The following is a 13,721-nucleotide window of genomic DNA, read 5'->3' as shown; positions in this document are numbered from 1 at the left end:
TATTTGCAGACCGCCTTTGAGAGCATTGGGGTATGATCCCGGCAGATAAGTCCGGTAAGTTGTCGCGATCTAATTGCTGGTCGCATTTTGGGGGACAGGACTTTTGGAGCAAGCGACACGGAAACGGGCACATATTGAGCGGGTTCTGCTGGTCTGCGGCGAACAAAATGCGGGCAAGAGTCGCCTGATCAGGCACATGCTTAGTGATCTCCGCCTTGGCGGAAATCTGCCCACCTCTTCAGTCATTCCTCCCCGAGCGCTATCGCGCGAGAGACGTCTGGCGGTGCGAGTTACTTCTCCTCATGAGATGGGCGAAACCCCCGCCGAGTTCGTCCAAAAGATAGACAAGGCCACTGAAAACGCTTGGGAAGATGGGTTCTGGCGCCTGAACTACGTGTCGGCAGTGCAGCCCCGCGCAGCCAATAACATGCCGGATATCGCCGATGTTTGTGACGTGCTGCATAGGGAGTTCTGGCCAGAACGTATCAGAGTAGTGCTGCTGGCGCCCAATGTCTGGGATCTAAGGACGGCGCAACTGAATAATGACGAGGTAGATCGTCTTCGCGCCCTCGACGTGGAACTGCTTACCATCGATGCTCGAAAGAGCACCCATCCCGTTGAGGCAGGAAACGTTCGAATACTGGCGGACTTCTTCGATTTCACATAATCGAGGTGCGGAACGACGGGTAAGGAGCAAGTAGGAGCGTCGCGGCGCTGAACGCCTACTTCTGCGCCCCGGAAACTGACCGACGAAGCACGCACCGAGAAAATCGGTGTCAATCAGCACCGAACATTGACCCCTTTTGCTTATCCAATTTTGACCCCCCTGTGCTGTAGATCAGCGCTTGGCCTGCCCGGCGCTGGCCGGGGTTGCAGAGGGTAGGCCAAGTGCGGGTGATGATCTTCTTCGGCTTTTAGCTTTGAGAGCGGTTCTTGAAGCGCCAGGACTCGTTGCCGGTCTCGACAATCTCGCAGTGATGGGTCAGGCGGTCGAGAAGTGCCGTCGTCATCTTGGCATCGCCGAACACCGTCGGCCATTCACCGAACGCCAGGTTCGTGGTGACAATGATCGACGTGCGCTCGTAGAGCCTGCTGATCAGATGGAACAGGAGTTGGCCGCCGGCCAGGGCGAAAGGCAGGTATCCGAGTTCGTCGAGGATGATGAAGTCGAGACGATTGAGATAGTCGGCCGTCCGCCCTTGCTTGCCGCTGCGCGTTTCCGTTTCCAGCCGATTGACCAGATCGACGACGTTGAAGAAGCGCCCGCGTGTTCCGTTGCGGATCAGTGCACGGGCAATCGCGATGGCGAGATGGCTCTTTCCGGTTCCCGTGCCGCCGACGAGGACGACGTTACGCTGATCGGCGACGAAGGTGCCGGTAGCCAGCTCCCGCACCAGGGATTCATTGACCGGCGTATCGGTGAAGTCGAAATCGTCGATGTCCTTGGCCAGCGGCAGCTTGGCGATGCTGAGTTGGTAGCGAATGGAGCGGGCCTGCTTCTCGGCGATCTCCGACTGCAAGAGATCACCGACAATGCGCGGCGGCTCGTGCTGCCGTTTGATGCCGTTGCCCATGACCTCGTCGTAGGCGCTGCGCATTCCATAGAGCTTCAGCGTGCTCATCAGTTCGAGAACCTGTGTGCGTTCCATCAGCTTGCCCTCCTGAGGCTGTCATAGCGTGCGCAGTCGGCGACCGGTTCATGGGTCAGCCGCAGCGCATCCGGGGTTTGCAGGGTTGCGGCCGGAGCCGGGTCACGACTACGAGCCAGAATGTTGATGATCACCGAGGCCGAGCAGACGCCCTGGTCCAGCGCCTCCTGACAGGCCGCATCGACGGCCGTCAGACCATCGGTGGGAACGCATGCAAGGATTGTGACCATTTGCCGATCACCGTCGTGGACGCTCTTCAGGCGCTTGCGGACCTTCTCCATCGCCGCTGGCAACACCCAGTCCCTGAACGGTGCGCCGTTGCGCAAAGCGCCGGGTTTGCGAGCCAGAACGGGGACATAATGCCAGGGATCGTAGATCGTCTCGCCACGGCCAAAGCAACGCGGATGCTCACCGACGTTCACGCCGTCCTGCCTGATGACGATCTTCTCGGCATAGGCGTGAACCTCAACAGGGCGGCCGACCGCAGTCGAGAGGACGGAGTATTTGTTGTTGTCGAAACGGACCGTGCAGGTCTTCGACACCGAGGCCGGGACGCTGTGGAAACCATCGAACGGCCCGACGTAATGCACGAGGCTGCCGCGTTCCTCCTCGAACACCTGCCAGATCATTCGCTCGGTCTGTTCAGGATGACGGTGTGCCTTGGCGTAAGCGATGCACTTATCGAGCAACCAGACATTCAGCTCATCCAGGCTTTTAACCCGAAGACGTGGTGTGAAGAAGCGTTCTCGAACCAGTCCGACCTGGTTCTCGACCTGTCCCTTCTCCCATCCGGATGCGGGCGTGCAGGCAACGGGATGGACCAGATAGTGGCTGCACATCTGCAGGAAGCGGCGATTGTATTGTCGCTCCTTGCCGACGAACACCGCCTCGACCGCAGTCTTCATGTTATCGTAGATGCCGCGCGTGCAGGTGCCACGGAAGAAGGCGAAGGCCTTGTCATGGGCATCGAACACCATCTCCTGGCTCTCACGCATATAGGCTCGGGCGAACATCATCCGGCTGTGGCAGAGCCGGACATGCGCGACCTTCACGGTCGTAGTCACCCCGTTGACCAGAATGATCTCGTGGCTCCAGTCGAACTGGTAGGCTTCGCCTGGCGCGTAATAGAGGGGCACATAGGCTTCCGCCGTCACGGCTCCCCGGTTCATCGCCCAGGTCTTGGCATATCGCCGGATCGCGTCATAACTGCCGTCGTAGCCAAGTGCCCGGACCTCCTCGTAAATCCGGATCAGCGTCAGCCGTTCGCGCGATGCCTTGCCTTCGTTGGCAATGAGGAACCGTTCAATATCACCCTTCCAGGCTCCGATCCTGGGCAACGGTTGATGTTCTCGTTTGTAGACAAAATCAGTCGCATCAGAACGCAGGATTTTGCGAACCGTATTACGCGAAACATTCAGCTCTCTGGTGATCTTCTTCACCGACCAGCCCTGAACATGGAAGGCTCGTCGGACACGGGCAATCGTATCCACTCTCTTCAACTCCCCACCCCATCCACTGGCAAAAGCCGGATGGTCGGATGAAATCCAAGGGGGGTCAAAATTGGATAAGTATTACCCCGCCAGAGGGGTCAACATTCCATGCTTAAACACATTCCAAACCCAGATACTGCCACCAGCACCTGCCACGTATCGAACCTGCCTGCTGGTGTTCGTCCAGACATCGCCTCCCCCGACCGCAAAGCCGCTTGCGACCTGCATAGTGCCCACGTTTCCACCCGAGTCATTGCCACCAGCGACAAGCACACCTTTGGCCGGGTCATGGACGAGAGCGGAGTTGGTCGTGGCGCTAGATGAAAACATCAGTCGGATTTTCGCCTCGACTTTCGCACCATTGGGTACCGAAATCGCCAAGAGTGCCGAGGTCGTCGAGATGGCGACGTTTGTCGCTTCCCGTATCGAAGCCTTCCGCGAGATTGTTCGCAAGCCGCTCGCCCTGCCCTGCCTGCCGCGCCATCAAAGCTTCAGCAAGCGGCTGCCGGTTATCATGCGGAACACGCGCGGAAGTCGACATCAGCCGCTCACCGGTGAATGCGTCGATATCCGAAACGGCGACGTTCATGCGCCAACGCCTTCATTCGCTCGCGAAGCTCATGATCATCGTCGCGCCAGGTCTCGTAACGGACCGTCATTCGGCAAAAACCAATGGCTTTACACGCCCGCCGTTCGCTCATCTCATGATGGCTCATCAGATGCGCGACAGCTTTCCGTTGGCCGCGGGCGTCACCACTTCTTTCCCAAAAGGTCTTTCAAGGCAGCATTGTCGAGCATCGCATCCGCCAGAAGCCGCTTCAGCTTCGTGTTCTCGTCCTCAAGCGTCTTCAGCCGCTTGGCCTCGGACACCTCCATGCCGCCCTACTTGGCCTTCCATTTATAGATGCTGGCATCGCTGACGCCATGCTTGCGGCAAAGCTCCGAGACCGGCGTGCCTGCCTCGTGCTCCTATGCCGATGATCTGTTCGTCTGTGAAACGATTGCGCTTCATCCTCTGGTCCTCTCAAGGGCCAGAGCTTACTTCAAAATGGATTATTTCAACGGGGCAAGGTCAGGTGAATTACTATCCCAGCCGTTATACTAAATGCCCTGGTTGCTCCTGTTGGTTTTTGCTGGCGTCCGCATCCTCGTTTCCCAACGTCGGGCAAGCCTCGAAGTGCCTCCTACCAGTTTTTCGCGCCCGGTTTTCATAGCCAGGTGACGAAGCTTCCCAAACCTTTGACTACAAACGGTCGCCAGTTCAGGCGGCAACAGCAACGCGAATGCCGGCTTGTTGTCGTCTGCGTGCTATTTTCCTGAAATCTTCAACGGTGTAAATCCGATCTGCATTCGCTGGGGGTTTTCCTGTCTCAGAGTCCGAAGCATTTCCTCGTATTCGCGCTCGACCTCGGGTGTTACGGACGGCCGAACTTCTTCGAGTGCTTTAGCGAAGTTCGCACTTGTCACGATCTCGGCGTCCAGGGACTGACGAAGCGCGATCAGGCCGGCCCTACGTGTCAAGTCTTCCAGATCAGCGCCAGTAAAGCGTTCAGTCTTCGCCGCAAGGTCATCCAGGTCCACGTCAGCGGCGAGAGGCATCTTCTTGGTGTGAATTCCAAGGATTTTCAATCTAGCCTTGGTATCAGGCACGGGCACATACACAAGCTCATCGAACCGGCCTGGCCGCAGCAGGGCTGGATCCAATAGGTTGGGACGGTTGGTGGCGGCCATGACCACGACCCCCTGCATGTCTTCCAAGCCGTCCATTTCCGCCAATAGCGTATTCACCACACGCTCTGTGACCGCAGGCTCTCCGAGGCCACCTCCTCTTGCAGGGGCTAGGGAATCGATCTCGTCAATGAAAATTACCGTCGGAGCGACCTGACGTGCTCGTTCGAAGAGGCGCGACACCTGCTGCTCGGACTCGCCGTACCACTTTGACAGCAAATCCGAGGATTTGGTCGCGACGAAATTTGCCTCGGCCTCGCGGGCAACCGCCTTTGCGAGCAGCGTCTTGCCCGTGCCCGGAGGACCAAACAGCAGAAAGCCCTTGGCGGGTCGAATACCCATCCGTTTGAATGACTGTGGGGCGCGGAGGGGAAGCTCCACCCCTTCCCGCAACTTCATTTGTGCGTCATCTAGACCGCCGACATCCTCCCAGCGCACATTCGGTGCCTGGATCATGATCTCGCGCAACGCAGACGGCTGAATTCGCTTCATTGCAGACATGAAGTCGTCGTGCGAGACGATAAGCTTTTCAAGGATCTCAGGCGGGATGCCTTCCTTGAGATTTATATCGGGCAAGACCCGCCGTAGGGCATCCATTGCGGCCTCTCGCACGAGAGCACCGAGATCTGCGCCGACGAAACCATATGTCGTCCGTGCTATTTCATCAAGATCCGCATCTTCGGTGAGCGGCATGCCGCGTGTGTGGATTGCGAGGACTTCCCTCCTGCCATTTTGGTCCGGCACACCGATGACGATTTCCCGGTCGAAGCGACCCGGCCTGCGTAGAGCCTCGTCAATGGCGTCGCGCCGGTTCGTTGCACCAATGACAACGATATTCTGACGCGGTTCCAGGCCGTCCATCAACGTCAGCAATTGCGCAACGATCCGTCGCTCGACCTCTCCTGTGACCTGTTCCCTCTTCGGAGCAATGGAGTCGATTTCGTCGATAAAGATGATTGATGGTGCGTTTTGTGATGCTTCCTGAAAGACCTGCCGAAGACGTTCTTCGGATTCCCCGTATTTGCTCCCCATAATCTCAGGGCCGGCGATGTGAAAGAAATTCGCCTCAGTTTCATTGGCGACCGCGCGAGCGAGCAGCGTCTTTCCGGTGCCGGGCGGCCCGTAAAGCAGGACACCCTTCGGCGGATCGATGCCAAGGCGTTGAAAGAGCTCGGGGTGGCGCAATGGAAGCTCCACCATCTCGCGGACTTGCTCAACCGAGGAGCCTAGCCCGCCAATATCGTCGTATGTTACATCCGCCCGCCGCGCCTCCTTGGGCTCCTCGTACTGTGGTCGCAGTTCCACAACGGTCTGCTCGTTGACTTGCACAACGCCGCGGGGATGTGTCGAGACAACCACCAGCCGGATTTCCTGGAGGCCATAGGCCTGAAGCATTCGGGGATCTCGGCTCCTCTGCTGGACCGAGGTCGAGACCACATCCCCCGCGACCATCGGCTGACGCAAAAAGACGCGCTGCAGAGCATCGCCCGATCCTTGAAGCACAAGGTTCTTCTGAGCTGGTGCCAGTACAATCCTCGCGGCTGGTCGGGCCTCAGCTTTTCGAACTTCAATGTGGTCTCCACTCGTGGCACCAGCGTTCACCCGCTGGAGACCGTCGAGACGGATGATGTTCAGTCCCTCGTCTTCGGGGTACGGTCGCACGGCCACAGCAGCCGTGTGACGCTTGCCAACCAACTCGATTAATTCCCCTTCGCTCACTCCGATTTTGTTCATCGCTGCCGCTGAGAGCCTGGCTATCCCCGTTCCCGCATCTTGGGGCCGAGTATTTGCAACTTGTAGCGTGAGATCGTCGGAAACAGACATTTGGGGTCCAATCAGCGTTTGATATCCAAGCCAAACCTAGTGCACGGAAAAGAAAGGCAAGCCTTTAAGCCACGGTCGTCAGGAACGGACACAACGAGAAGACCTTCCGATGAAAATCAGCTGTTTGTGAAGGGAGAGGAACTACTTCTTGCCCGAAACGGCTCATGAATAAGGTTGCCACAGCCGCTTTAGGAGATTGGTGCATGCACCTGTCACGATGGAACGGGAATGTTGATCATCGCCCCTGAAGATTACCAGGGCCGACCACGCGAAGCATCTTCGGACCTGCCAGGTCAGCTCGAACCCGTTCACGCAGGAGTTCGTCTGGGTCTCCGACTTCGCGAATGGTGGTGCTTGGGTCGTATCATCCCAGCCCGAAGATCCATGCGGTGTCGTCCAACTCTCTCGTATCGAGAAGGACCGGTCCGATACCTCGGGCATGTTATGGCGGTACATCGCTCGGAAAGCGGCGACCAATCCATCCGGTACCGTGTTGCCTGGAATAAGCTGCTCGGCAATCGACCAGGGGGAAAATGTCTACGACTGGATGAAGACGCGGTCGGATCACATGCAGTGCGAATTCGTCGAGTTCAGCCCGATCTGAATTGGCCTGTCAATGCACTGAGCTCGAAGAAGGCGCGTTTACGCGCGTGGCGGCAAGCCCGACGTAAGTGCCGATCAGAACGGTCGCCATCTCCTCTACCGAGCGACAGTCCTCGTTGTAGAGCTCGATGGCCGCATCACGCAAGAACAAGAAGGCTGGATGACATGCATCTGGCGGATACGAGGATCGAGCACGAAGCTGGCGGTTGGAAGATCGATTTCATCGGAGATGACGGCGACGCCGTCTCTGACAAGGTCGCCGACGAGCACGCAGTCAGCGCTGATGAAGCCCTTGAAAGAGCGAAGGCCGTGATGGTGCAGTTGACCGCATACGGAACCGGAGGTGGGGGCCGTAGCTTCAACTCATGCGAAGCCGTCAGCAACGGCAATTTCGACGACGACGAACCGCTTCTGGACACCCGGCATTAGCTGGCGAAGGCTTCTCCCCTCCAATCCGACGCAGAACGGAAATCTTGTCGCGTTGCTCTAGCGGCACGTGATACCCCACTCAACTTAATGAGATTATTCGCCGCAGCCGGAATCGTAAAAGGCTAGATAGTCCCGTTTGCCGGAAACGACTCCAGAGTTCTCGAAACAAAAGCGTTTCGGCAAGATGCGAAAAAGGTAGCGTTTCCCACAAACATCCGGGATGGCAATCGAGTAGCGGCGCGTTTCACTCGTTGCTGGAGCATCGGTCCATCTGCGGTGCCCCTCAAACGACACGTTGCGTATCAACAGGTAATTTTCTGCTGTGCGACTGACAACTACGCCAGGGCCTAAAGCAATGGCGGATTTGGATTCGTCCACGCCCGGGTAGTCGCTGATGTCGGGCGAAACTCTCGAAGACGGTATGTCTTCCAGCTTCAGCGCCACGTCGAACCGTACATCGTCCCTTTCGGGGACCGCTCCGTATCCGTTCAAATATCTCCAAGTCAGCCTAATTGCGCTATGCTCGTTGCCGTTCACCGTCGGCTGGGAAGCGACAGAGAAGTCGAAGGGTACGAACGTGTCGATGCTCTCGCCTGGTATCGGGCAGCTTGTGAACAGGGGGCGGAAGCCGCAGATATCGCCGCCGCTTCCCCATGCGCATGCACTGAGCTGTTCCCATTCCGAAGCACTTAGTTGCCCCGACCCCTCTGAGAGTCTTCCGCCGTGATTTGGTAACATCCACGGCATGATCCCTCCCTCACCGAACTCGGATGCCCATTTTGTCCGGTGATCTCGGACCATTTGAAGAGCCGCCTTTTCCTGTGCGATCGCTACGGTCTGCCCTATTGTCGGGTCTCTGACCTTGGGGGACATCCCTGTTGCATCCGCGGCGAAACGCCTTCCGGACTCCAGCGTGGTCAGACTATGACAGGCAAAGCACGGGTGACCCTTTATCGCGAAGGCATTCGCGTTTCGCATCGCTCCCCTATGGGCGAAGGCATAGCCCGAGCCGATCACGCGAAACGGCGCGTCAACGTTGGCTACTCTGCCCGGGAAAAAACTTCCGAGACTGAACGCGGTGGTCCGCGCATCATGCCTGTCGCCCGAGAACCCCACTCGTGCCTGTTGCATATGCGGGTCGATGATCGCGGGTTTCTTGTTGTCATGGCAGGATACGCAGTTAACCTCAAACGTCTTGTCGTAAAGCTCTTCCGCCTCCCGCCTTCCCATTTCGTCCTGATACGATTGTCCGCCCGGCGGCGGAAAGCGCTCTGACCAATCGAAGACGCCGCGGTCCTTGCGCCCGTCGATAAAGGCTATCTCGCCTGTTATCTCGTTGTAGCCGATCGCGCTGTAGCGCGAGAAACGCGGATCGGTCTGCGTCCAATAGGGTTGCGCATGGACTTCGAGATCGTCGGAGGACTTCCTGCAAAGGAACAGCCATTCTACACGGTTCCGTTTTACTCTGGCGATGCGGGAGTTCAGCCCACAGAATGTCACGCCGCCAGCGAGGGAGGGTTTGTCGCACTTGGCCACAGCGCTTGTCCATTTAACTATCTGGCCACCCGCTTCCCGGTGGGCGAACTCAAGCGGGGATCCGGGCTTGGCGACATTTGGTTCCACTCCGACCGAGTTTCCGTCGACCTCGAGGCCGAGTGATCTCGATTGCGGTCCCGCGCAGGCACCGTCGGGTATGGGTCCGAACACGGATCTCGCCTCATCTCCGAACCTGGTCACGGGATCGCTGCCGCCCGTCGCCGGGCCCCAAGAATAGTCACCATTCCACTTGAGCACGAGGTCATCGAAGAGCGCCGCGTCGCCGGGCAACGTCAATCTCGCCGACAATGATCCCGAGGTGACGGCGAAGACGTTTGTTTGCGACGTATACGCATCCTGGAACCCCAGTCTTACTGAGCCGAATTGGACCGCCAGTCCGATCAACGGAATTGCGAACAGTCGCCCCAAGTGCGTCATGGACGCGGCCTTTTCGAATTAGGTATCAAGGTTCAGCGAGCTCTGATACTAATTCCGTTCTGATCCGTCAGAACGACCAGGGACCCGAACTTCAAGGTGTTGCCAAAAGAGTCCCTGACGATGGTCGCGTAGAGACTCGCCATGTAATCGACTTTTGGTGGCTCCATACTGGTTGACGGACCCTGGGTGAATACGACAGACGAAATCAGCGCTTCGTACGTTTGATTTGCGGTGTTCTTTCGGATGAGAATGTTGCTGAACAAACGGCGCGCGCGTTTGTCACCTAACCCGGTGAATGACATCCTGAGCAAGTCTTCGAGTGTTTCGTCTTTCCCAGAATCTTTTTCATCGCTCGATCCCGTCTGACACAGCAAATAGGTGGCTCCCGGCTCGAAAAGCTCCCGCACCCCAACCGCATTTTTGTTGTCCATCAGCCATGCGTAATGCGATATGAAATCCTCCACTTCATGCCGTTCTTCTGGGGTCGGGACGGCATAGCTTCTGGATTTTTTGAAGAATTCGTCTCCGTCCCCCGCTATGTCTGCGGGGCATTGCGGAGTTTGGGCGAACGCGCTTACTGAAAAGCCGATGCTTATGGCAAATGCCAACGTCGCAATTTTAACAAGCGCAGTCATAGGTCCCTCCTTGATGATTACAGGGGGTTCGGACCGTTGGCATAAGCTTTCATCATTTGCGGACCAAACCGAAGCCTCGTCTATAAAGACGTCCTTGTCCGCCGAAGCTGACAATACAGTGAAAATCGTTCGATTGTTGAATATTGCCCTGTGCTATTGTAGCTTCAACTAAAATAATGCGCAAGTTCTAGTAGTAGCCGGCGGTTAAACATTATACGGGGCGGCGATGAGTGATGTCGGGCATTGGCTGGCGAAAATCGGACTAGAGCATCTTGCGGAACAGTTCACCTATGCCCAAATCGATCTGAACAATCTGCCATTGATCACGGAACATGATTTAATCGAAATGGGCGTGCGCGTGGGTCCGCGACGCACCCTACTTGCCGCGATTGCGGCAATGAAGACGCCCATGGCGAGGGAAGAGAAAAATCCTGTCGAGCGACGTCAGCTGACCATCCTTTTTTGTGACATGGTCGGATCCACGGAATTCGCGGCGCGTCTCGATCCGGAGGATTTCAGTCAGTTAACCCAGCTTTACCTTGCGCGTTGCAGCGCCATAGCCCGTTCCCATGGAGGATACGTAGCAAACTATGTGGGTGATGCGTTTCAAGTTCTGTTTGGCTATCCGACCTCGGAAGAAAACAACGCCGAGCGCGCGTTGCAGCTAGCATTCGATGTTCAGGCTGCCGTCGCGCAGTTGGAGTCTCCTGATGGAACACCCCTGCACGTGCGTATAGGAATTGCCACGGGCCTCGTTGTTGTTGGTGATATCGAAGGAGCTCCGGCTGGCGTTTCCACCGTTGCCTTCGGTCCCGTTCCGAACCTTGCACAAAGGCTGGAGACGCTAGCAGAGCCAGACACCATACTCGTTGATCAGAATACGTACGAAGCAACGGCTACCAATTTCGAGTTCGTGGATCTCGGGCCGAAAAGCCTGAAGGGTTTCACTCGCGCGATCCACGTCCGCCGTGCGATCAAGGAGTTGTCTGGTACGTACCGATTTAGCGCGCAATCACGACTGACTCCTCTGGTAGGCCGGGACTCCGAACTGCAACGGCTGCTGACTAGCTGGCGATCAGTGGAACTCGCCGAAACCGGCGGGGTGACCGCCATCAGCGGCGAGCCCGGTATTGGCAAGTCCAGGCTCGTTTTCGAATTGCGAAGAGGGCTTCAACAGAGAAAGACTTTGATAGCGCAATGTTCTCCGGCTTTTTCGAACAGCGCCCTTTATCCGTTCCTCCGGCTGCTCAAGCAGGAGGCCGGCCTCGCTGATGGCGAACCCCCGAACTTGGCGTCCGAGAAACTGACCTCGTTCCTGTCTTTGACGGGAGTACCACTGTCGGTCAGCTACCCAATCTTCGCGCGATTGCTGGCCCTGGAGCATCCCTCGTTCCCACCGTCCGAACTCGACTCCGCCCAACAGGAGCAGACGATCACGGCTGCTTTTGTCGGCTGGCTCAAGCATCTGGCGAGCGAGGAACCGATACTATGCGTCGTCGAGGATGAACAATGGATCGACCCGTCTTCACGAAGGCTCTTGCAGGCGCTCGTGGGAGCCTCGTCGGAAGCTTTTATCCTCTTTCTCGTGACATCTCGCAATATTCCGGTGCTTAACGGGAAATTCGACCACCTAAAGCTGACAAGGCTTTCCCGGGAAGAAGCCGGAAACGTGATTGGAAGCCTGACATGCGAGACCGAGCTTGATCCAGAGGTTGTCAACAGGCTCCTGGCAAAGGCCGAAGGTGTTCCCTTGTTTCTCGAGGAACTCGCGCGTTCGACACTCGAAGACGCGGCGGAAGCGCGCGAGGACAGCTTTCAAAATGGCGACAGGCGGGCAACCATTCCAGCTTCGCTGCAGTCCGCCCTGCTTTCCCGACTTGACAAGCTCGGGGGAGTAAAGGTCGTCGCCCAGACGGCGGCCGTGATCGGACGGGAGTTCGACTTGAACACGCTTGCCCATGTTGTCGGAGTGTCGACGGATGTCCTCCGGCCCCAGATCGAGCAGCTGGTAGACGTAGGCTTGGTTGCGCCGCAGCCCTTCAGCAATTGGCCACGTTATACTTTTTCCCACAGTCTGCTCCAGGAGGCGGCGCGCGGCGCGCTGCTGCGCGACAGACGACGGCAGCTTCATGCCCTGGTGGCGCAAGCGATCGAACTTACTGAACCGCGCACAGTGGTCGAGCATCCGGAGGTGCTTGCACAACACTACGACGAGGCCAGCCTGTTCGAGCGCGCCGCCGACTATTGGCTCAGCGCGGCTAGGAAGCTTGCAGCGACATGGGCCAAGGTGGAAGCCGCAAATATGTTCCTCAAGGGCGTTGAGTGCGTTCGACGGATGCCTGCCTCGACCACTCGTGATAGAAAGGAACTCGCCTTAGAATTGGAAAGAGGCGATGTCCTCTACGCCGCGTACGGCTACCTAATAGCGGACAGCAACTCCGCCTACCGCAACGTCATGCGCCTGAGCGAAACCGTCCGCGACCCCGAAGCGGCGATCAACGCGTTGGACGGCCTTTTCGGAATAGCCTTCAATTCGGGGCGCTTTCAGGACGCGGAATGGGCGAGCGACCAGTTGAAGGAGATCGGCGTCCGAGAAAACAATCTCAAGGCGCTGGTGCTTGGGCTGCAATTTGCGGGCATGTGTGCGTTTGTCCGCGGTCGATTCTCGCAGGCTCGGGAGGCGTTGGAACGAGCCCTATCACACAATTCCAGCGCCAACAGGATCGGCAGCGACTTTCCGAGCATGACGATGGTGTATCTGTCGTGGACGCTCCAGATGCTCGGCGAAGATAAACGTGCTTTTGAGCTCTTCCTTGCGGCAGAGGAAGATGCTCGAAGCCAGAGCGACTATCGAGTTGCCGCGTGTCTCGGCAATGGCTGCATTCTGATGTCCCTTAGACAGGATACCGCGACGCTTAACCGATTGGTAGACGAACTTGTCCCGCTTGCTACCCGTAACGGGTTTCAGCTCTGGCTCAAGATGGCAATTTTCTTTTCGGGCTGGCTGAAGGTGACGGAATCACATGACCCCTCCGGCATCGCACAGATGCAAAACATCTGCGACGATATGGGCGATCAGGAGGTCGATAAGACCTGTTACCTCGGCGTATTGGCGGACAGTCTGCTTCAAGTCGGCGATCTCTCCGAAGCAACTGGCGCAGTCGGAAAGGGCATGACACTCGGTACCCGCACCGGGGAGCATTACTACACGGCCGAGCTGATGCGCCTCCGCGGTGAGGTTCTTGCCAGAGCCGGCCTTCGCTTTGAAGCCGGAAAGATGATGCAAGAAGCTCTCGAATACGCCGCTTTCCAAGGAGCGGTAGTGTGGGAAACAAGAGCAAAGCGATCGCTTGCAGCCCTGCAATAGATCGCGTCACGATGCGAGTAAG

8 protein-coding genes and 3 pseudogenes are annotated in these 13,721 nt (G+C 57.4%); 3 read left to right on the top strand and 8 right to left on the bottom strand.

Annotation, left to right across the window (positions count from 1 at the left end; genetic code table 11):
• Positions 1 to 103 precede the first annotated feature (103 nt).
• Entirely contained in the window at positions 104 to 667 is a 564-nt protein-coding gene (locus AC245Y_RS27955) for a hypothetical protein (RefSeq protein ID WP_157628376.1), read from the top strand.
• 247 nt (positions 668 to 914) lie between these two features.
• Here AC245Y_RS27955 and istB read toward each other — a convergent pair whose 3' ends face one another.
• The 6 genes and pseudogenes from istB to AC245Y_RS27925 all read right to left on the bottom strand — a co-directional run bounded on the left by istB (position 915) and on the right by AC245Y_RS27925 (position 6,691).
• Positions 915 to 1,649 carry an IS21-like element helper ATPase IstB gene (gene istB, locus AC245Y_RS27950; RefSeq protein WP_017996675.1) on the bottom strand — a complete coding sequence of 245 codons (735 nt, stop codon included), beginning with the start codon at positions 1,647 to 1,649 and terminating at the stop codon, positions 915 to 917.
• A 5-nt stretch (positions 1,650 to 1,654) separates the two neighbouring features.
• Positions 1,655 to 3,148, bottom strand: a pseudogene (istA, locus tag AC245Y_RS27945) (IS21 family transposase); the annotation flags it as partial.
• Positions 3,149 to 3,220: 72 nt separating this feature from the next.
• Positions 3,221 to 3,556, bottom strand: a pseudogene (locus AC245Y_RS27940) (hypothetical protein); the annotation flags it as partial.
• Positions 3,456 to 3,728 (bottom strand): hypothetical protein, encoded by a 273-nt coding sequence (locus AC245Y_RS27935; protein ID WP_017996765.1) that lies wholly within the window; start codon positions 3,726 to 3,728, stop codon positions 3,456 to 3,458. The pseudogene AC245Y_RS27940 and the gene AC245Y_RS27935, both read right to left, overlap by 101 nt.
• Positions 3,694 to 4,151, bottom strand: a pseudogene (locus tag AC245Y_RS27930) (transposase); the annotation flags it as partial. The pseudogene AC245Y_RS27930 and the gene AC245Y_RS27935, both read right to left, overlap by 35 nt.
• A gap of 296 nt (positions 4,152 to 4,447) precedes the next feature.
• Positions 4,448 to 6,691 (bottom strand): CDC48 family AAA ATPase, encoded by a 2,244-nt coding sequence (locus AC245Y_RS27925; protein ID WP_003553701.1) that lies wholly within the window; start codon positions 6,689 to 6,691, stop codon positions 4,448 to 4,450.
• Between the two features lie 768 nt (positions 6,692 to 7,459).
• On the opposite strand from AC245Y_RS27925, the gene AC245Y_RS27920 reads away from it, so the two are divergent.
• Positions 7,460 to 7,723 carry a hypothetical protein gene (locus tag AC245Y_RS27920; RefSeq protein WP_017996768.1) on the top strand — a complete coding sequence of 88 codons (264 nt, stop codon included), beginning with the start codon at positions 7,460 to 7,462 and terminating at the stop codon, positions 7,721 to 7,723.
• A 93-nt stretch (positions 7,724 to 7,816) separates the two neighbouring features.
• Here AC245Y_RS27920 and AC245Y_RS27915 read toward each other — a convergent pair whose 3' ends face one another.
• Both AC245Y_RS27915 and AC245Y_RS27910 read right to left on the bottom strand, forming a co-directional pair.
• Entirely contained in the window at positions 7,817 to 9,697 is a 1,881-nt protein-coding gene (locus AC245Y_RS27915; RefSeq protein WP_017996769.1) for a hypothetical protein, read from the bottom strand.
• Positions 9,698 to 9,729: 32 nt separating this feature from the next.
• Complete coding sequence (locus AC245Y_RS27910) at positions 9,730 to 10,332, bottom strand: nuclear transport factor 2 family protein (protein WP_017996770.1); 603 nt, start codon at positions 10,330 to 10,332, stop codon at positions 9,730 to 9,732.
• A gap of 226 nt (positions 10,333 to 10,558) precedes the next feature.
• Here AC245Y_RS27910 and AC245Y_RS27905 point away from each other — a divergent pair, with 226 nt between their 5' ends.
• Complete coding sequence (locus AC245Y_RS27905; protein ID WP_017996771.1) at positions 10,559 to 13,699, top strand: adenylate/guanylate cyclase domain-containing protein; 3,141 nt, start codon at positions 10,559 to 10,561, stop codon at positions 13,697 to 13,699.
• Positions 13,700 to 13,721: the final 22 nt, after the last annotated feature.

The organism is Rhizobium sp. SRDI943, assembly GCF_057653695.1.
The sequence above is the reverse complement of the archived record's forward strand: the minus strand, read 5'-3'. Positions and strand labels throughout refer to the sequence as shown.

Coding starts and splice junctions, on each gene's coding strand:
- istB (WP_017996675.1), bottom strand. CDS start 1,649: ATGGAACGCACACAGGTTCTCGAACTGATGAGCACGCTGAAGCTCTAT.
- AC245Y_RS27935 (WP_017996765.1), bottom strand. CDS start 3,728: ATGAACGTCGCCGTTTCGGATATCGACGCATTCACCGGTGAGCGGCTG.
- AC245Y_RS27925 (WP_003553701.1), bottom strand. CDS start 6,691: ATGTCTGTTTCCGACGATCTCACGCTACAAGTTGCAAATACTCGGCCC.
- AC245Y_RS27920 (WP_017996768.1), top strand. CDS start 7,460: ATGCATCTGGCGGATACGAGGATCGAGCACGAAGCTGGCGGTTGGAAG.
- AC245Y_RS27915 (WP_017996769.1), bottom strand. CDS start 9,697: ATGACGCACTTGGGGCGACTGTTCGCAATTCCGTTGATCGGACTGGCG.
- AC245Y_RS27910 (WP_017996770.1), bottom strand. CDS start 10,332: ATGACTGCGCTTGTTAAAATTGCGACGTTGGCATTTGCCATAAGCATC.
- AC245Y_RS27905 (WP_017996771.1), top strand. CDS start 10,559: ATGAGTGATGTCGGGCATTGGCTGGCGAAAATCGGACTAGAGCATCTT.